Annotated in this window: 14 protein-coding genes; 11 read left to right on the forward strand and 3 right to left on the reverse strand. The window is 49.4% G+C overall.

Going from position 1 to position 19,710, the window contains the following annotated elements; translation table 11 throughout:
• Positions 1-164: 164 nt before the first annotated feature.
• A complete protein-coding gene (locus DW133_RS08820) occupies positions 165-2,510 on the reverse strand; it encodes an autotransporter outer membrane beta-barrel domain-containing protein (protein ID WP_118276294.1) in 2,346 nt (781 codons plus the stop codon).
• Positions 2,511-2,700: 190 nt separating this feature from the next.
• Here DW133_RS08820 and DW133_RS08825 point away from each other — a divergent pair, with 190 nt between their 5' ends.
• From DW133_RS08825 to DW133_RS08845, 5 genes are all read left to right on the forward strand, one after another.
• Complete coding sequence (locus tag DW133_RS08825) at positions 2,701-3,519, forward strand: FAD-binding protein (RefSeq protein WP_255415081.1); 819 nt, start codon at positions 2,701-2,703, stop codon at positions 3,517-3,519.
• A 91-nt stretch (positions 3,520-3,610) separates the two neighbouring features.
• Positions 3,611-7,552: an autotransporter outer membrane beta-barrel domain-containing protein gene (locus tag DW133_RS08830; RefSeq protein WP_118276296.1), complete on the forward strand. Its 3,942-nt coding sequence runs from the start codon at positions 3,611-3,613 to the stop codon at positions 7,550-7,552.
• Positions 7,553-8,149: 597 nt separating this feature from the next.
• Entirely contained in the window at positions 8,150-8,395 is a 246-nt protein-coding gene (locus tag DW133_RS08835) for a translation repressor RelB (RefSeq protein ID WP_233542163.1), read from the forward strand.
• A 255-nt stretch (positions 8,396-8,650) separates the two neighbouring features.
• On the forward strand, positions 8,651-9,607 hold the full coding sequence (locus tag DW133_RS08840) for a LysR family transcriptional regulator (RefSeq protein ID WP_118276298.1): 957 nt from the start codon (positions 8,651-8,653) through the stop codon (positions 9,605-9,607).
• 118 nt (positions 9,608-9,725) lie between these two features.
• Complete coding sequence (locus DW133_RS08845; RefSeq protein WP_369907953.1) at positions 9,726-11,255, forward strand: flavocytochrome c; 1,530 nt, start codon at positions 9,726-9,728, stop codon at positions 11,253-11,255.
• A 213-nt stretch (positions 11,256-11,468) separates the two neighbouring features.
• Here DW133_RS08845 and DW133_RS08850 read toward each other — a convergent pair whose 3' ends face one another.
• Positions 11,469-12,500: a LysR family transcriptional regulator gene (locus DW133_RS08850; RefSeq protein WP_158571174.1), complete on the reverse strand. Its 1,032-nt coding sequence runs from the start codon at positions 12,498-12,500 to the stop codon at positions 11,469-11,471.
• A gap of 41 nt (positions 12,501-12,541) precedes the next feature.
• On the opposite strand from DW133_RS08850, the gene DW133_RS08855 reads away from it, so the two are divergent.
• The 4 genes from DW133_RS08855 to DW133_RS08870 all read left to right on the forward strand — a co-directional run bounded on the left by DW133_RS08855 (position 12,542) and on the right by DW133_RS08870 (position 16,355).
• Positions 12,542-13,558, forward strand: coding sequence for a DctP family TRAP transporter solute-binding subunit (locus DW133_RS08855; protein WP_158571175.1), 1,017 nt, complete (start codon positions 12,542-12,544; stop codon positions 13,556-13,558).
• Between the two features lie 71 nt (positions 13,559-13,629).
• Entirely contained in the window at positions 13,630-14,124 is a 495-nt protein-coding gene (locus DW133_RS08860) for a TRAP transporter small permease (RefSeq protein ID WP_118276301.1), read from the forward strand.
• Positions 14,117-15,391, forward strand: coding sequence for a TRAP transporter large permease (locus DW133_RS08865; protein WP_118276302.1), 1,275 nt, complete (start codon positions 14,117-14,119; stop codon positions 15,389-15,391). Before DW133_RS08860 ends, DW133_RS08865 begins: the two co-directional genes overlap by 8 nt.
• 25 nt (positions 15,392-15,416) lie before the next feature.
• Positions 15,417-16,355, forward strand: coding sequence for a carbon-nitrogen hydrolase family protein (locus DW133_RS08870; RefSeq protein ID WP_118276303.1), 939 nt, complete (start codon positions 15,417-15,419; stop codon positions 16,353-16,355).
• A gap of 132 nt (positions 16,356-16,487) precedes the next feature.
• On the opposite strand, the gene DW133_RS08875 is transcribed toward DW133_RS08870, so the two are convergent.
• Entirely contained in the window at positions 16,488-17,114 is a 627-nt protein-coding gene (locus DW133_RS08875) for a LexA family transcriptional regulator (protein ID WP_118276304.1), read from the reverse strand.
• A gap of 67 nt (positions 17,115-17,181) precedes the next feature.
• On the opposite strand from DW133_RS08875, the gene DW133_RS08880 reads away from it, so the two are divergent.
• Entirely contained in the window at positions 17,182-18,483 is a 1,302-nt protein-coding gene (locus DW133_RS08880; protein ID WP_158571176.1) for a Y-family DNA polymerase, read from the forward strand.
• A gap of 949 nt (positions 18,484-19,432) precedes the next feature.
• The coding region (gene tnpA, locus DW133_RS08885) for an IS200/IS605 family transposase (RefSeq protein ID WP_118276307.1) at positions 19,433-19,710 on the forward strand (278 nt) is incomplete at its 3' end.

The following is a 19,710-nucleotide window of genomic DNA, read 5'->3' on the forward strand; positions in this document are numbered from 1 at the left end:
GCATTTCAAACGATTCCCGGAAGATAACGAAGGTTCAGCCGATGTCCTCCGACACCAAAGCTCAGTTCGCCGTCGGTCGACCGGACGGTGTCACTTATGCTGCAGAAAACCGGAAATCTTCAAGAAGAAGACTTCCGGTTGCTTAATCAGACGTTACGACTGGGTTAGAAATTCCAGCGGAACCCAACGTTGAAGAGATACGGATTGTCGATCTCTCCGCCCGAGGTGCGTTCGAGTTCACCATAGGCAAACGCGTTGTCGCCGAGCTTAAACTGGGCACCGATACCGTAGCTCACCCAGCCGCCTCCGAGGTCTTCGTTGAGTGCTTCGCGCAATCCGCCCTGAGAAGCCGTGCCGTCAGCGTCGCCCAAGAAATCGTAGGAGTAGGAGAGCATGGCGTAAATCGTGCCCGCTTTTTCGGGGAATTCAAAGCCGGTACGCACACCCACGCGGGTAATGAGTGATTGGAAATCGTCCTGATTCAGTCTGACACCGTTGGACGCCGTCGCATCGTCGCCGGAAATGAAGCCGTAGGTGACTTCAATCTGCGGCTCAATGTAGGCCTGCTCCATGATGCGGAACATGTGTCCGGTTTCAACCGAGAGGCTGAACGCATTGGACTGGGTGTCAACGTTCATATTGCCTGACGTCAGCTCATTGTCGAGATAGCCGTAACGGGCGATCAAATCAAGGTATGAGCCTCCATCGGCCATGTACGTCGCATAGGCGGCAAGACTGTAGGAGTCGCCCTTGGCCTGTCCTTTGACGAGGTCTGCATCCGAATCTGTGTAAGAGAACGCACCGCCCACAATCCAGTGGTTGTTGATGCGGTAGTCAGCACCCACTTGGATCGTGGTGTGATCCATTTCGATTTCGGAATTGCTCTTCCACTGCGACTCACCGCCGTAGATGCGAGCCCAAGCGCCGATGCTGGACTCCGAAGCGCGGATGTCACCCAAACGTTTTGTGAGGTGGTTGATCTCGTTTCTCCACTGCACGAATGTCATGGAGTTGAGAGCACCGTAGTCGGTGAGCTTGACGTTTTTGGAAAAGTTTTCGCCGTTTTCATCCCGAGTCCACGTTCCTTTGATATTGCCTTCTTGTACCACCTCTCGTTTGGAAACGTCATCATTTGTAATAGCGTTCAGACTGCTGGAATTCTCACCGTTGATCTGATCCGATGTAATACCAGTATATGTGACCGTCATCGTGCCATCTTGACTTGAAGATACAGTTTTGACGTCCAGTTTTGCCGTGGAGAATTGCCCGTCCTGGCCTTGTACTGTGGCTGATTTAAACTTGCCTCCGTTCTCAGTGACGGTCAGATTTTCTACGGCTATGGTTTGTGAGGAGGAACTAGAATTGATAACGCCGCCATCTAACGTTAAATTGTTCACTGCCTGAGCTTCAAGTGTGCCTCCATCAGGGGTAGAGCCCTTGTATTCAGTGGCATTCCATTGTGCTCCATCAGATAGGTTTAGTTTAAAACCCTCTACAGTGGTATAGCTTGGATTGTCTTTATTGTCAGTTGGATAAAGCTTTACCAAAGCTCCGGTCCAAGACGAATTGGAGCCTTCAAGGTTTATGTTAACATAGGAATTAATAACATTTCCGCTGTTGTTGCTAGGGCCTGGAGTTTCAAAGACAATATCCCCATTTAAAACAACAGTGCCTCCTCCATTTTGGTTAATGTTTATTGTGGCATTTCCTCGAGTGTCAATTGCTGTTGGGGCGTTTACTGTTAAATTCCCATTAATTTCAACTTGGCCATTCGAAAAGGCCATAATTCCTGCACCATCTGCACCCGTTGCGGAAATGGATGTATTGTCCGCGTTAATGGTAATTTTTGATGAACCATCTGGCGCCTCACTAGTTTCAGTATTATTTTGTGCCAGCAAGGCGTAATACCCATTTGTAGTGATAGTTACATCTTTGGATTTAATATTTATTTGTCCACCTTGAAGGGCAAATAATCCCATAGACGTATCATTCCCTTGTGCCGAAATATTAACATTTTGAGTTAAATCTGAACCAATGTTCACAATAGCTCCGCCGCTTATTTCTAGTGCGCGAGCTTCATCATTTGTTGATTCAGCGTGAATTTTAATATTCGATCCGTTTAATGCGACATTTGATGATGACTGCGCCATAATGGCACTGGAAAAGTTATCGCTATATGAATTGATAATTACTTCACTGGCGGAGGTTCCAAGATTGAGCCTTGTGGTGGCGTTAGCCGAATAAATGGAAATGGATTTGTATTCTCTTTGACGAGAATCAATGTTCAGATTAATTTTTCCCCCAGTAAAGGATGTTGTGTAGCCAGGCGCGTATATGCCAACTAGTCCCTGTGTTTTATCTGTGAAGTTCAGTAAGAGGTGAGGTTCATCTATAGTATAGTTCCCGTCAATCACTGCATCTTTGTCAGCACGATATGAATTTGATGCATTTGCAGAGATTGCTGAAATAACAGCAATGGATAATATAGAAAGTTTGACAGTTCGTTTCATATTAAATCCTCCTAAGGACTGACTTACGCTACCCCCCCCCGATTCTATTTGTCAAGAAATTTGACATTTAGATCGAATTTGTGTTGTTATTTGGTAACTTTTTCTCACCAAGCAACATGGCATTGAAAATGCGACTGCCAAGGACTACGCCGACTTTCTTGCCGAGCAAGCCGCTACGAAAAAAGTTCCGATTAATGAAAAGAATGTCAGAACCTATGCAATGCGCGGCGGTGAGCTTGTTGACTGGCTGATGGATCCAGGAGTTCCTTTCGGTCGATTCCAAAAGGACAAATGGTTCCATATCACGAAAGACGGATCAGCACCGGGGCCGCACATTGTTCGAGCCCTGTCCAAGAAGATTGCAGACGACAACATCAACTACCGACTCAATAGCCAGGTTGTGGATCTGCTTATGAAGGACGGCAAGGTTGTCGGCGCAACGGTCAAGACCGGAGCCGGTAGCTACAAAGTCAATGCCAAGGCTGTCGTCATGGCAACGGGTGGCTTTTCAGCAAGTCATGAGTTGGTTAAGAAGTGGGCTCCTGAATGGGTTGGTCGCCCGACAACGGGCGCTGTTTCGCTGACCGGCGACGGCATATTGATGGCTCAAAAGGTTGGTGCTCAAACGGTTGCCATGCAGGAAATCAAGGCAAATTATCTGTGCCATCCGCTGACTGCGCGAGACGGCGTGTCGCTCACGGCTATCACGCCTTACAACATCTTGATCAATCACGAAGGCAAGCGCTTTGTTGATGAAGGTCACACTTCCATTAACTTCAAGAGCCGTGCCATGATGAAGCAGACCGGGCACGAGGCTTATGCCATTGTTGATCAGACGGCGATGGATAACCTCAAATTAATGCGTAACTATGCAGCGGCCGGCTATTTTGTCAAAGCCAACACGGTCGAAGAGTTGGCCTCTAAGCTCAAGGTCGATCAGAAAGCCTTCATCAAGACGATGAAGGACTACATGGCTGCTTGCCAAGCAGGAAATCTGTTGTATTGCTAAAGAAAAACTCTGGGTCTCACGGACTATTTTAAAAGTTGACTCAACCGAGCTAACATTCCGTTACCCTAATCCAAAATATCGAGGAAAACCTATGTTGCCCCCCCCATTTATAACTGACACTTATAAGTTCCCCGTTTCTGCCGTCAATGAAAATGTTCTTCACTTTCATCGAACATTTCACTCAAAATCCGCACTGCTCCCTCTCGTCGCAGCACTTCTGGCCGCTACCGCTCACGCTGAAACGATCATCAGCAATCCTGAAACTGAACTTGCGCAAGGCCAGAACACCGTTCAAGGCATTCAAATCAACAAATATCAAAGTGGCCAGGGCATCAAAATTCACGATGATATTTTGTATGTTGCTCCGGAAAATTGGACAAGCGGTGATTCCCCCGTTGCAACAACTTCGCCGGTTATTTCCATTATTGGAAACGCACAGCCGATCGCAATCAAAAATCCGACAACTGAATCTGCAAGCCTGGTTGTTCAAGGCTATATGCTGACCGACGCGTCCGCATCTGGTTTGATCACCTTGGGAGAATTGGGTGACACTCCCTCAAAAGGCAGGCTCGAACTCTCCCAGGGCGACCTGACTGTGAGAGATTCCTCTTCAACGTCAAACATTGTTTCCATACAAGGTGCGGGAAATAATTCATCCAATCCTGTCGGTGCTCAACTTAAAGCTCAAAATATCCATTTATCAAACCTTGAAGCAGATGACTCATTGATTTTTGTTCAAGGTTCCGAAAAATATACCAGCAACAACAACTTAATTTCGGAATTCAATCAGAGTGCCATTTTAAATGTCACCAACAACGATAATTCTTCCATATTTGATGTTCAAAACACAATAGCAGACTCAGCAATAACTGCACATACCGGAGTTAGTGTTGAAATCGACCGTATCCGCCTGAAAGGAAACACCTTCAGAGATGCAGGCATTTCCATTGGCAGGGATGACAATATTAAAAACAACACAACTTATCGAAATCATTTTGAAGTATTCGATACGATTTTTATCGAAGATACAACGGTTAACGGTATCGGTGAAACAGGAAATTTTGAGGGATTTGCGCTTAGAAAAACCAATGCCTCCATCGTAGAAGACGCCAGCGGGTTTACGCAACCGAGTGGCGAAGCATACCCATGGAAAGGTACGGCACTAAGTGTTGATGGGATTACAGTTCTTGCCGATCGGGAACGTGTATCCGGTGTGTTTCTGGCCAACAACACCTTCTCCAACAGCAAAGGGAATCAGGATTATCCCGCTCTGTTCATGACAGTCGGTGACATTAAGGTATCCGACGCTGTTGATGTCTCTCTCGTTGAAGGCATTCATTTTGAAGGAAACGCACCTAAAGCTGAAGGTGACAATCTCATCATCTCCGGTACTGTCACGGATATTGCCGCTTCAAATTCAGACATTGTAGGTATCACCCTTAAAGATAATTTCGACTCCGCAGAGAATCGATCCGCCGGAGGCACTTCGTACGTCAACCTGACGGTCGATAATCTCAGTTCTGCCAACGGACACATCACTGCTATTGCTGTAGATCAAACAAATCGGCAAAACGAAATCACCCATCTATGGGATGTTAATGTATCTAACCTAACCAGTGACAACGATACAATCGGGTTGGACATCAATAATGCTTCCGTGAGTATCGGCGACATTGATGTTGAAGCAAACTATGCTTTGAAAGCCAATAGATCCGAGATTATTCTCGGGGAAGAACAGGACACTTCATCTGTAAACTCGAAATACCATGAATTCGTGCCGACGAGTGTTCATTTGAAAGGCAGAGTTGATTTATCGGATTCGTCCATAGAATTTGCATCTCCGGTTAAAGAATCGCACATCAACGGCACGCTGTCTCTTGGCAACGGATCTTCGGCCGAAATTTATCAGAAGCTTTTCATTGTTTCGGATATTGCCGCACAAGGCACAATCAATGGATATAAGGACGCATTAGTTATCGGCAATGTTGGAGATACTGAACAATCCGTGTTTGAGTTTACCCAATACGCATCATCCAGTGGTGTAGACAATCAGCGTGCGCTGTACTTGTCCACACAAGGCTATACCGACCAAAATTACAAGGGCCATTACGCTTCGCAGCCGAGTGATGAAGAGACGATAGATCAGGTTGCACTCCGCGTGAATGCCAACGGCTTGGCCGATTTTACAAATGCGGCAAACGTGCAGATCTACGGCACGATTGTGGCCGGTCGCGGTGGTCAAAATGATTCTGCCAGTGCAGGCATAATCGATATTACGAGAGGAAAATATTTCGGTTCCAAGCGCGAACGAAATGTTGTCATCAAGGGCGATGTGTATGCCGGTAACGGTGGACAGATCACGATGGCACTGGAAGGATCCAATTCGCTGATTGAAGGTCAGATTGACGACTACTGGGAACTCGATTCCGTTAAGAAAGGTGAAGTATTCCGCAATTCCGCATTCAAAGATGCTGGCGGGAATACGATTGATGTTTCTGAATCCGGCCACGTCGATCTGACCCTCAAAGACGGTGCACAGTGGCTGGCCAGAGGCCAAAGTTTTATCACCGATCTGACTTTTGAAGGACAAAACAACCTTGTCGATCTGAGTCAAAACACGAACTCGTCTGTCGTTATTAAAAATCTCACCGGTGATGGGACATTCCGCATGAAGCTTGGGAAACCGGTTGTTGACGAAGCAACCGGCGAAGTCCACAGCGATATGCTTTACATCCAGAACATGGCAGACGATGCCAAATACACCATTGATGTTACATTGGACGTCAATATCAATGAACTTAACGGTTTGCGTTTTGCCACAACAAACACAACCAGTAATCTCGATAATTTTGTGTTAAAGGTCAACGATCAAGGATTCTTTAACCGAACGCTGACGATACAAACCGAGGATTACTCTGCCGACGATACGGATAACAAGTATTTCGACGGTCAGGACAATGGAACCGGGTCATATAAACCCGGCGAATCAGCCATTGGAAGCCTGTTTGGCGACCAGGACTCGACGAATTGGTACTTCGGCGATCCGGACGCATTCGATCCGGGTTCTGAAAACCCCGATGAACCGACACCTCCGGGCGGAGACTCTTCCATTTCAGATGCAGGCCAAGCGATTATCGCTACAGCCCGTGCCCTGTACTACAACGCCATCGAAATCGATCGATTCAATCAGCGATACGGAGACCGTCGCTACGATGAAAACAACAAGAGTCTCTGGGCTCGTGTGCGCCAGGATCGATGGGGTACAGCTGCCGGTGTCGGTGACTTCAAGAGTCAGAATACGACGTATCAAATCGGCTTTGACTATACCCGACCGTCCGACAGCGGCAAGATGATTTTCGGCGCGGCCGTTGATTTGATGGACGGCAATACGGACTACGAATCGATTGACGGTTCTGGCGAAACCAAGCGTTACGCCGTGTCTGCTTATGCGACGTATCTGGGCGATAACGGAGGATATGTCGACGTCGTCGGCAAGGTCGGACGTCTTTCCAACGAGTATGCCGTAAAACTTGACTCCGGAGCAGGCGTTTCTGCCGATTACATGAACTGGATGGCAGGCATTTCCGTGGAAGTCGGTCATCAGCTTTCCACCGACAACTCTCGGTGGTTCTTTGAACCCCAGATGCAAGCTCAGTACGTGTTTGTTTCCGATAATGATTACTCAAACGGACAAACCGAAATTGAGCAGGACAGCATCCATTCCTTCATCACGCGTGCCGGTTTCAGAGCCGGACGTTGGTTCGGTGAGCAGAAGAATGCCAATGTCTACTTCAAGACCGATGTCATGCACGAATGGGCAGGAGAACAAGAGATTCACGTCACTGACAACACTACTGCTATCAGGGGCGATACGATCTCAATTAATAACCATGGAACGTGGTTTGATGTCGGCTTAGGTTTCCAGGCCCCGGTGGGTAAGAGCTTTTACGCCTACGGAGATGCAGAGTATCGCTTCGGCAATGATCTGGATCAGACCTGGGTATTTAATTTCGGCGGGAAATATGTCTTCTAAAGAAGATTCAGAGTACATGCGGTTGAAAAGCCGCTCTTGTTGAAGCTCCCGGAGGACACAGTCTTGTAACAACTGGACTGTGTCCTTGCAACGATGCCTCTCAGAATTCAATCACTAGTTGCAGGCGGTTTTGCATCGCAGTACTCGACCGCTAATCCAGCGTTTCAAAAGCTGTTAATCTCAAGAGCCGTGTCATGATGAAGTAGACCGTGCACGAAGCGTATGCCAACGAAGTTGGATTTGCCGCCATCATTGGTCTTGTGTACGGCAAGATTGCGGGTGAAAACGCCGCTGCTTATGCAAAGGCGCAGAAGTAAAACCTACGTCTGATTTGGATCTCAGAAAAACCGGACGCTTCCCGAAACCCAAACTCTCTGGCTGCCTTGATTATCTAAAGGGCCGAGAGTTTGGGTTGACAAGTTATAAAGAGTAAAAACACGAGAGCCCCGACATTCGTTGAATTGCCGAGGCTCTTTTGTATCGAGTAGACATCATTTCTTAAGACGACCTAGTGTTATCAATATCGTGAAGTTTTGCCATGACAGAGGAAAATAAAATACGACATTGTCGTAATATTATGTGAAAGCAACTGTTACATTGAACACCAAACTGACGGCGGACGAAAAGAAAAAATTTGTTGAAACTGCAGAAGCTCTCGGCCTTTCTTCGTCTAGCGCATTGAAGGTTCTTATTCGAAAATTCAATGAAGTCGGAGGCTTCCCGTTTGATGTAAGACGCTCACCGACAATTGATTTAGGCTATCCGAACCTTTTTCGTCCAAAAATAGAAGGCGATGCGGTTGTTTTGCCGGCATCATGGCGAGATGATGAGGACGACAACTGATCAGTTTGCCGAGTCACAACAGTTTGAAGTGAGGTGTCCGGCTTTTCGCTGTGAGGATCAACCGGAAAAATCAAAAGAGCGTCCGATGGTCATTGGAACTATCGCACCCCGAGACCAGAGTCCCGGCCGGATCGGCAAACTGAAATGCTTTTGAATCAATTTTGAGTGAGGAATTGCACCTGTTTTCGCAAACAATGTTTGGATGGATAATCGGTGTTGAACGTTAGTCAGACCACATCTCTCGGTTTTGTCCGCATGCGCGCCACATCAACAAACATCGTCGCCTGGAAGGTTTTCCAAGCCATCACGAAGACCGGCAGCTTGTCGCGCGCGGCAATCGAGCTGGATCTGTCGGTGAGTAAACTCAGTCGGCTACTTGCGCAACTTGAAGACGATCTGGGAGAGACGCTCATTGATCGTAGCCGGCATCCGCTTCGACCGACCGCTTTCGGCCAAAAGGTTCTTGCAAAGCTCAAGACAGTTTTGCCTCTGTGGTGTGAGTTCGAGGACTTTCTCAACGCCGAAAAAGGCTTGCATCACGTGGTGCGCCTCTCAACGCCCGTGGGAATCGGACGCTTCTACCTCAACAAGCAACTTGCCGAATATCACAAGATCGCTCCGCATATTGTGATCGAAGCTTCAATTGAACAAGGAGTGGAGGCGCTTTTGAATCACGAAGTGGATGTCGTTTTTCTTCCTTATCGACCGAACAATCCCTCGCTCAAAATTTATCCGGCCATGCACGCCTTCACCATGCCGGTGGCTTCTCCCGAGTATCTGCGGCGTTTCGGAACTCCTGCTTCGCCCGAGGACCTTGTTCGGCATACGCTGGTACTCAAGGCCGGAGAAAACTTTCCTCAGGCTACTCATTTGTTGCTTCGTGATCATAGATGTCCGGTTCAGTGGAAGCACGTGATCTTTCACCACGACATGCTCAACATCAAGGATGCCGTTGTCAACGGCTACGGCATCGCGCTTGACGTGCCGCTCGGCATGATCCTTGATGAACTTCGACAGAAAACGCTGGTGCCCGTTCTCAACGGCTGGCACCGTGACTACTGGGACTACAGCATCGCCACACGCAAGGAAGACGACCAGCAAACGGCAGTCGGTCGATTTGCAGCTTGGTATGCCAAGCGTGCCACACAGGAAATTGACAGCCGAAGAGAAGAGGGTTTTCGCATCCTTGGTGTAAATCCTGATTCGCTTTGACGGCGTTTTGCAGAATTTGCAAAACCTTTGACCGATTCCGACGGGCTGCCTCGAAAGCCGTTTCCTACAATCAAAAAATCTGTTGCGTTAATCAGCTCTGATAAGAAGGAGAGAAACCATGCTGATGAACAAACTAAGCCGCAGAGGTTTTGTACAGGTTTTGACGGCAACGGCGGCAGTATCTGCGTTGCCGAGCTGGGTGGTGGCTTCCACCAAGGTTCCTGCCAAATGGGACGAAGCTGTCGATGTCGTGATCATCGGTTCGGGCTTTGCTGGTTTGGCGGCTGCTTATGAGGCCAAGAAGGCGGGAGCCACGGTTGCGCTCTTGGAAAAGATGCGCGTGGCGGGCGGTAACTCGGCAATCAACGGCGGCATTCTGGCCGTTCCCGGTTCTCCTTTGCAAAAGAAGCTCGGCATTAAGGATTCGCCTGAACTCATGGCCAAGGACATGATCAAGGCGGGCGACGCCATGAACCATCCCGATAAGGTCAAGGCCTTGTGCGAAGCGGCTGTTGAAACGTATCGCTGGACGGTTGACGAACTCGGCGTGCAGTATCAGGACAAGAACATCAAGCAGGAAGGCGGACATACCGTTCCCCGCAGCCTCTTTACCATCAACGGTTCCGGCTCCGAAATCGTCAACAAGGAACTTGCCGCTCTTGAAAAGCTCGGCGTCAAACCCCGTCTGCGCACGCTCATGGAAGAGATCATCGTCAATGACGAAGGCCGCGTGGTGGGCGTCAAGATCCGTGAAGGCTACCGCTTCCCCAATAAGGATTCCGGCAAGGTGAAGTATCTGGCCGCCAAGCGTGCTGTTGTGCTTTGCTACGGCGGCTTCTCCGCGGACGCTCAGTTCCGTCAAATTTACGACCCGAAGCTCACGAACAAGTTTGATACGACCAATCAACCCGGTGCCACATCCGAAGGTTGGCGTGCGGCCATGGCCATCGGCGCTCATGTCATTCAGGCCGATCAGATTCAGATCTTGCCGCAGACCTCTCCCGACGAAAAGGGTTTTGGCATCGGTTTTGCCTGGTCGGGCCATGTCTCTATGTTCGGTGTTTGGGTCGATGCGACGACCGGCAAGCGCTTTGTGAACGAACTGGCCAACCGCAAGGTGCGTTCGCTTGCCATTCTCGAACGCCTCAACCAAGGACACGACTGCTTGGCTATCGGTGACGCCGGTACCGCAGCCTCCTTCGAGGAAATTCGTCCGGGCATGCTCAAGCGACAGCTCGAACGCGGCGTGGTGTTCGAATTTAAGACGCTCGAAGACTTGGCCAAGAAGTTCAACATTCCCGTTGAAGCGCTCAAGCAGACCATTGCTGAAGCGAACAAAGCGGTTGACACCAGGAAGGATCCGATTGGGCGTCCCGTCAACGCCAAGGCAAAGAAGCTCGAAAACGGTCCCTGGTATGTTGCACGCATGTCGCCCAAGATTCACCACTGCATGGGCGGCCTCTACACCAACGAAAAGGCGCAGGTCTACCATGTTCAGGGTCATTTGATCCCGGGTCTGTACGCTGCCGGCGAAGCCACGGGCGGTGTGCACGGGGCTGTGCGTTTGGGTTCCTGCGGTACGGCCGACGCGCTTATCAACGGTCGAATTGCAGGCAAGCAGGCTGCTGCGCAGAAGCCGTGGATGTAATTGTCTGATTTCCGCCCGTATCAGGCGGCATCGCTGAAAGAATCACAAAGGGAGGGACAGGCTTTTGTCTGTCCCTTTGTGTGTGAAGCGGAGCTATAGCTGCTCAATAAATCGTCAGTCCATTGAAGAATTTTGTTATAAAAATCTTCAATGAAGTGGCTAATTTTGATTTTGTCTTCGGCAATGAATAGACAGATTTGTGAAAATCCGACTTCAGTTGCAAAGCTCGGCGTATATGGCCGGTAGCTCTTTTTTCAAGGTATCAATCAATTCTTTGATGACACGATCTCGTCCGGCGAAGTTTCTCCAAGCAATCCCGAAGTTTTGTGACGGAAACTCAATGGGCGCATCCAGACAACGCAACGATGTCATTTTGGCAATCGCTTTTGCCGCATGTTTCGGAATGGTCGAGATGCAATCAGTTCCTTTGACGAGGTAGGGAATTGCAGCGAAGTGAGTGGTTGAAGTACGTACTTTACGTGTTAAACCGATGCTTGCCAGAACATCATCAACAATGCCGAAAAGTCCGCTGGCTGAGAGCATGACGTGTTCGTGAGCAAGATAAAAGGGCAACGAAATGGCGTCAATGTCGAGAACGTCCGGATCAATCAGACAGGCGTAGTTGCAGGATCCCAGAGCAAGAGAGGAGATACCCTCTTCGGTATAGCCGCCGGCAGTCAGAGCGAGATCAAAAGACCGGGTTAGAAGAGCTTCCGAAACCAAATGGGAGTTCGTCTGTTTGAAATGGATGCGCCCGCATCCAGTAATGTTCTTCGCGAATTTTGAAATGTGCGAGCTGAAAGCCAATTCAAAATCATCGGATAGCCCAATAATGATTGTGCGTCCGATGTAGTCATTGTCCTGAAGGCGCAATGAAGACTGCACGCAGGAAAGAGAGTCTCTCACAAACGGATAGATGCGGTCAGCAAAACTCGTGGGGAGCAGCCCTCGGCCTGTTCTCTTGAACAGGGGATCCCTATAAATCCGTCTCAATTCTGCGATTTTGTTAGACACTGAAGCCTGGGTTAATCTCAGGCGCTCGGCGGCCTTTGTGGCACTTCTTTCGTCGTAGACAGTCAGAAAGACATTCAGAAGATTCAAATCGATATCCCTGATATCAGGTTGGCAAATATCAGATGTGTTCATTTCTTGGTCTGTGTCAGCTTTAATTTCCTGATAATAAAAGAAGAAAAGACCGAATGAGCCTTGCTGGCATCGGATCAAATCTTCTGGAAAGTCTAGCAAGACTCTTTCGTTCTTCGAAATATCACCTCTGGGAGGACGTTATGAAGAAGCTCCTTGCCTGCGTTGCTGCTGCCGTTGCGATGACTTTTACGATCTCTGCGAGTTCGATGGCAGCTCCGATTGAAATCAAGCTCGGTCATGTTTGTCCTGCAACTGGCGATCGACTGGAAGATTCCGCACAAATTTTCAAAAAGTTTGTGGAAGAAAAATCCAATGGAGAACTAATCGTCAAAACTTTCCCGGCTTCTCAGTTAGGCGGCGAGCGTGAAATGCTCGAAAGTATCCAGATGGGAACTTTGGAAACAGGCACCATCACAAATGCTCCGTTCTCTAATTTTTTGAAGGAAACTCTGATTTTTGACATTCCCTTCACATTCACAAAGGCTGAGCAAGCACACAAAGTTTTGGATGGCCCGTTTGGCGACAAACTGCGTGATTTGCTGTTGAAGAGAACCGGGATTCGCTGTTTTGTCTACGGTGAAAATGGTTTGCGGCATTTCACGACAACCAAGAAAGAAATTCATACGCCCAAGGATGCTGCGGGTCTGAAGTTGCGTGTGATGGAAAATCCCGCACACATGGAAATGATCCGAGGCATGGGAGCCATTCCGACTGCAATGGCTTTTGCTGAGCTCTATACAGGTCTTGCTCAGGGTGTGTGCGATGGTCAGGAAAACCCGATTTCGCTGATTCAGTCAATGCGCTTTTATGAAGTGCAGAAGTATCTGATCATGACAGGCCACCTGTACGCCCCGTACCTTTTTGTCATCAACGAAGATTTCTACCAGTCTCTGAAGCCCGAACATCAGGCCATTCTTCAGGAAGGCGCCAAGCTTTGGAGATCTGAAGAACGAGCCCGCAACGCCAAGCAAAGCGATGAAGGCATTGAGTTTATGAAGTCCAAGGGCGTACAGGTCATCGAACTGACTGAAGATGAAAAACGTCAGTTCCAGGAAGCGACAAAGAGCACGGAGGCTCTTATTCGTAAGGAACTCGGCGACGCATTGGTCGATGAATTTATGGCAGCTGTCGACGAAGCCAAAAAAACAATCAAGTAGTTTGTTTTTCTGTCTCAGCAACCCCACAGCCGGAGTCAATACCAACTCCGGCTTCGGAGAGGAGGGGTGATATGAACAAATTTCTATTCACTGTCCGTTCAACGCTGATACGCATCGAAGAGTTTTTCGCTTCAGTTTTGATGATTGCCATGACGACAGTGATCAGTTACGGCATTTTCGAGCGCTATGTTATTCAGCATGGTGCAGGCTGGACGGACGAGCTGTCGCGCTATATCAGCATTGCTGCAATTTTTTTCGGTGCGAGCCTGGGCATTGTCAAAGGGGCTCATGTCGGCGTTGAAGTTTTTGTGAAATTGCTTCCCCAGAGTCTTCAGGCTGTATGTGCTCGACTTGCAAGCCTGATATGCACGGCTTTTATGGGGGTTATGGCTTATTACGGTTTCATTTATTTTCTGCGTTTATTCAAAACGGGGCAAGTGACGCCTGCTTTGCAATTTCCTCTTTGTTATGCCTTTTTGGCAGTGCCGGTCGGTTGTTCACTGATGTGTGCACACTTTCTGATACAGCTGTTATTGACAGAAGAGACGGAGGGCCAAAATGGGTGAGGTTTTATTAATCGCTTTGGCTGTTCTCATTGTCTTGAATGTGCCGATCGCTTTTAGTATCGGTGCAGCGGCGGCTCTGGCTATTTGGTTCAACGGTCGCATCCCGTTGTTCGTGGTCACCCAGAAGATGTTTACCGGCATGGACTCCTTTGCCTTGTTGGCGATCCCGCTTTTCATGATTGCCGGCGTTTTGATGGAGCGCGGTGGAATCTCGCGTCGCCTGATCCTTCTGGCAAAGAACTGCGTCGGCAACATCTATGGCGGGTTGGGCATTGTCACGATTCTGGCAAGTATGTTCTTTTCGGCGATTTCTGGCTCAGCGCCTGCCACTGTGGTAGCCATCGGCAGCATCATGATTCCGGCCATGATCAGGGATGGTTATGACCCGAAATTTGCCGTGGCTCTAGCTGCTGCTGCCGGAACCACCGGCTTCGTGATACCACCTTCGATTCCGCTTGTCACATATGGAATCACGATGAATGCATCCATCGGCAAACTTTTTGCCGGAGGCATTGTCCCAGGCATTCTGATGGGCTTGTCGATGATGTTGGTTTGCTATCTCATCTGCCGCAAAAAGGGGTACAAGTCGCGCAACTTTGAAAAACTGCGTCCGTTGGCTGCCCTGAAAGAGGCGTCCTGGGGGATCATGATGCCCGTAATTATTTTGGGCGGCATCTACGGCGGTTTTTTCACTCCGACCGAAGCGGCGGCAGTGGCCTGCGTCTACAGTTTGTTTGTAGGACTTTTTATCTACAAGGAACTCACGTGGAAGGATGCCTTCAAGAGTTTCGGTGATGCGGCTGTGCCGGCTGCAATGGTGATGATGATCATAGGCTGTGCGGCATCCATGAGCTGGATCATGACAACCCAACAGATACCTGTGAAAATCACAACTTTTATGACCGGACTCACGGATTCGACTGCTGTGATGCTCCTGATCTTGAACATTATTTTGCTCATCACCGGGTGCTTGATGGAAGTAAATGCAGCGGTTATTTTGCTCGGTCCGATCATGTTGCCGATTCTTCTGCAATTCGGCATTGATCCGGTTCACTTTGGCGTAGTCATGATTGTCAACTTGGCAATCGGTCTGCTGACTCCGCCTATGGGCATCAATTTGTTCGTTGCTAACGGACTCAGAAAGGATGTTCCGTTCAAAGACGTGATTGTCAACTGCATGCCTTATTTGGCAATTCTGATGTTGGTTCTTTTGGCCATTACGTATTTCCCGTCAATCATTTTGAGTGCGGCCAACCTCCTTGGCTGATGCATCTATGTGAAAGGAGTCAATCATGACTGAAAGCGTAAAAGTCGCTGTGGTTCAAGCAGCACCGGTGCTTTTTAATAAAGATGCAACGATCGACAAAATTGCTGAACTGGTTCCTAAGGCCGCCGCAAAGGGCGCGCAGTTGGTCTTGTTTCCTGAGTCTTTCATTCCTTGTTACCCGCGAGGCATGAGCTTCGGAGCAAACGTAGGTAAACGAACCGAAGAAGGCCGAAAAGATTTCCGACGTTACTACGAAAATTCCATTGATGTGCCCGGTCCTGACTCGGATCGTTTAGGACAAATTGCAGCGGACAGCAATGTGTATTTGGTTGTCGGTGTGATGGAGCGTGAATACGGAACGCTCTATTGCTGTGTTGTTTTCTACGGGCCTGACGGAACGCTTCTCGGCAAACATCGTAAATTGATGCCGACTGGCTCGGAACGCCTTATCTGGGGACGGGGAGACGGTAGCACGATGCCGGCGATCAAGACGCCGTTCGGCACGATGGGAGCGGTCATTTGTTGGGAAAACTACATGCCGATGCTGCGTGCAGCAATGTACGGCAAGGATGTGGCTATTTATTTGGCCCCGACGGCGGATTCCCGCGACACTTGGCAGTCGACGATTCAGCATATCGCCATTGAAGGCCGTTGCTTTGTACTCGGATGCAATCAGTTTGTCACCAAGGATATGTACCCGAAGGATATCTTGGAGAGAGGGGAACTTGATGGCGAGCCCGATATCATGTGCCGCGGCGGCAGCGCGATTATTGATCCGCTCGGACGATATGTCTGTGAGCCGCTCTATAACAAAGAAGGCATGCTGATTGCCGAACTCGACATGGGTATTCGGGCGGAAGGTCAATATGACTTTGATGTCTGCGGTCACTACGCCCGCAACGATATCTTCACGCTGGTTGTGGATGAACGAGCCAAGACCGGCTTTGAGACGATCGAAGATTAACGCCAAACTCCCAGACTACGTGATCACTAACGGTTGAGACAGTCTGGGAGTTTTTTATGCCCTGCAAATTCAGCAAATCATGGTCCTCAAGTGCGTTGAGGAATACATCTTTTCAGAATCTTTGAGGGCTCCTCAATTGCGGTACCTTCTGCCGGACCCGACCAGAACGCCTTCGATTGAGAAGTCGTCGTATTCGCCCGGGTGAATGACCGGATAGTTGCCGGAGCTGTTTTGCGGATGCAGTTCCGGTTTACCGTCGACAAATTCGAGCTTTTTGAGCGTGAAGTCCCCTTGCAGGTAGGCGAGAACAATGTCGCCGCGGCGCGGTTCAACGGAGCGATCGATGATGAGAATGTCACCCTCGTAGATGCCGGCATCGATCATGGAGTCACCGCGTGCTTCAATAATGAAAGTCGCATCGCGGTTTTTCACGAAGTAGTCGTTGAGCGACAGGTCGTTTTCGGCATAGTCCGCAGCAGGGGAGGGAAAGCCGCACTGAACCGTCAGGTCGATGAACTTGATGCCTTCGGAGTCTTCACCGGGACGAGCGGGAGCCAGTTTCTTGAGCGCCATTGCCCGCTGCGTTGCCGCTTCAAGCAGGGGTCTCATAAAGTTTGCGCCGCCCAGTGACTTGCAGGTGTCGGCAAGCTTCTTGGTCACGCGAACCTGAAGATTGACATCAAGCAACTCATTGGTCAGACGAGGTCTTCCAACCGGTTTGTGTTCTTGGGACGAAGGCTGTTTTTTGCTTTTTTCCATGGGATTCTCGCACTTGCGATTTGTATACGAATAACGTATCCTACCTCAAAACAAGATTCGTATGCAAATGTCTACGCCTATTTTTCTCCATCTGGACGGCAATTCGTTTTACTGCAGCTGCGAGCGGCTTTTCCGTCCCGAGCTGCGTGGCAAACCTGTTGTTGTGCTTTCCAACAATGACGGTTGCATCGTGGCGCTCACCAAGGAAGCCAAAGCTGTGGGACTCAAGCGCGGCATGCCGCTTTTTAAGGTCAAGGACATCGTTGAAGCCAACAAGGTGGCCGTTTTGTCCTCCAACTACGAGCTCTACAACTCAATCTCTGGGCGGATGCAACGAACCGTTGCCGGCATGATTCCGCGTATGGAGTCGTATTCCATCGACGAAGTGTTTGGGGATTTAACCGGGGTGGAAGACGAGGATCCGGCACGTTTGACCGCTCTGGCGCAATCCATACGTCAGCGCGTCTACAAGTGGGTCGGCATTCCGACGTGCGCAGGGATTGCTCCCACCAAGACGCTTGCCAAACTGTGCGACCACTTTGCCAAGACCTATCCGGTTTTTAACGGCGTTGTCAATTGGCTGGAGCTGACGCCGGAGCGTCAGCGCAAAGCCATGGCGATTACGCCGATCAAGGAAATCTGGGGAATCGGCTCCAGAAACCGCGAGAGATTGGAAGCCATGGGCGTGAAGACGGTGCTTGATTTTGCCCGGATGGACGCTTCACTCATTCGCAGGCGCTTCACGGTCGTACTTGAGCGAACTCACAGAGAGATTCTTGGCGTCTCGTGCATTCCTTTGGAAGATCATCCGCAGCCGCGGCAACAGATTGTTCGGACACGCAGCTTTGACGTGACATGCAGCGACATGGACGCCATTCTTGCGGCCGTATCGGTTCACATGGCCGAAGCCGTCAATGTGTTGCGTAAGCAGGGCTGCGCCGCCAAAACGGTGGGAGTGATGTTTCATACGGATCCGTTTAAAGCCAACGGCCGTTATCACGCAGTCGTCGAATACAGACCGTTGCCACACGCGTGCGCGGATGTGATCACGCTTACCCGGGCTGCGCACGATCTGGTGCGAGCCTTTTTCAAGGAAGGATACGGGTACAAGAAAGCGGGTGTCATGCTTGCCGACCTGGTGCCGGCTGAACACTCTTTGGTGCCGACGACGCTTTTCGACACGGATGAGATCGAGGTTCTGAAACGCCGAGAACGGATTCAGGCTTCGATTGAGGCACTGAACGAGAAGTTTGGCGGCAAGGTGGTGACGCTCGCAAGTGCCAAGTGTTCTGCGGAGTGGGCGATGCGGCGAGAGTATTTATCGCCCTGTCCGACGACGAAATGGGATGATTTGCTCAAGGCTAACTGAATTGCGGCAGATCTGAGCGTGTCGGGAAGAGACGGTCTGCCGCTCAATGACCAGGACCACTCACCGCCTCACTGCGTGACATTGCTCGGAAAGCCCGCTTTTTGCTTTTCCAAAGCCAGAAGCATCAGGCGCTTTGCTTCGTAATGCTTTTATGCGAACTGCTTGTCCATGGCAATTCGTTGCATCCTTTCTTCTCCAGAGTTTTTGCTTGTCTCAGTGCAGGGTATTTGGAGCAAAATGCATCAAATTCCGAGAAATAGCATGCGTGCATGCATCAAATTCCCAGAATTTTGATGCATATATGCAGGTCTCTGTCCTTGCCTGAAATTGGTTGACAGTTTTCTGCGGTGTGACTGAATAAGTAGACAGTTCTTTGGTTTTTGCCTAAAACTGTCGACAGCTTTTTTACAAAGACCTGATTTGGTTGACACCAAACGCTCTCGTCGGAGAATCTTCTTCGATTTTATCCTTGCATCCTCCTTACCGTGACGATGTAACGAGTCGAGGTCAACTTCGACTCAGGGGGTGATCGTGTCAAGCCCAAAGCCTCGCTTAATGGAGGGGATCCGCGCAGCGGGGCGTAGGCCGTTCATCGAGGCGCAGTGGCTTGCAGCGCAGATGGATTAGGCAATGAGGCCAGAGGGTTTGGCACTCTGTCCGACGACGAAGAGGAATGATTTACTCAAGGCCGATTGAATTGCGGCAGATCTGAGCGTGTCGGGGAGCGATAGGAAAAGTGTGAAGATTATGATCTGGCAGATTGTGATCTGGCTGAACATAATCTTTAATAGTTAAATCAGGAAAATAAAATAGTTGGCGCAGGAGCAGAAGATGGGCGACACAGATTTCTTTGGCCGCGTCGGTGAACTTGAATCATATAAATCCGCGAGGAAACCCGCGGTTTTAGCCGCGGGAGGAATCGCGGCTCTAAAAATGATAATATGTGTCCATGCTGGAAGTAGTTTTTAATCGGAATTGTGTTTACCAGACTGCATATCATGTGGTATGGTGTCCCAAGTACCGAAGATCAGTATTGACGGGAGCTGTTGCCGATTCTTTGCGTCTTCTCTTAACAGAAGTGTGCAACGAAAACGGCTGGGTGATTCTGAGTCTGGAAATTCAGCCTGATCACATCCATCTGTTCGTCAGCATACCTCCTTCGAAAGCTGTTTCGGACGCCGTTAAAAAGCTAAAGGGAACTACGGCACGCAAGTTATTCCTTCAGCA

It is taken from the genome of Sutterella sp. AM11-39 (genome assembly GCF_003472385.1).
GTDB classification, from domain to species: Bacteria; Pseudomonadota; Gammaproteobacteria; order Burkholderiales; family Burkholderiaceae_F; genus Duodenibacillus; species Duodenibacillus intestinigallinarum.

Excerpts from the sequence above, each read along its gene's own strand:
- DW133_RS08820 (WP_118276294.1), bottom strand. The coding sequence starts at position 2,510 with ATGAAACGAACTGTCAAACTTTCTATATTATCCATTGCTGTTATTTCA.
- DW133_RS08830 (WP_118276296.1), top strand. The coding sequence starts at position 3,611 with ATGTTGCCCCCCCCATTTATAACTGACACTTATAAGTTCCCCGTTTCT.
- DW133_RS08840 (WP_118276298.1), top strand. The coding sequence starts at position 8,651 with ATGCGCGCCACATCAACAAACATCGTCGCCTGGAAGGTTTTCCAAGCC.
- DW133_RS08845 (WP_369907953.1), top strand. The coding sequence starts at position 9,726 with ATGCTGATGAACAAACTAAGCCGCAGAGGTTTTGTACAGGTTTTGACG.
- DW133_RS08855 (WP_158571175.1), top strand. The coding sequence starts at position 12,542 with ATGAAGAAGCTCCTTGCCTGCGTTGCTGCTGCCGTTGCGATGACTTTT.
- DW133_RS08860 (WP_118276301.1), top strand. The coding sequence starts at position 13,630 with ATGAACAAATTTCTATTCACTGTCCGTTCAACGCTGATACGCATCGAA.
- DW133_RS08865 (WP_118276302.1), top strand. The coding sequence starts at position 14,117 with ATGGGTGAGGTTTTATTAATCGCTTTGGCTGTTCTCATTGTCTTGAAT.
- DW133_RS08870 (WP_118276303.1), top strand. The coding sequence starts at position 15,417 with ATGACTGAAAGCGTAAAAGTCGCTGTGGTTCAAGCAGCACCGGTGCTT.
- DW133_RS08875 (WP_118276304.1), bottom strand. The coding sequence starts at position 17,114 with ATGGAAAAAAGCAAAAAACAGCCTTCGTCCCAAGAACACAAACCGGTT.
- DW133_RS08880 (WP_158571176.1), top strand. The coding sequence starts at position 17,182 with ATGTCTACGCCTATTTTTCTCCATCTGGACGGCAATTCGTTTTACTGC.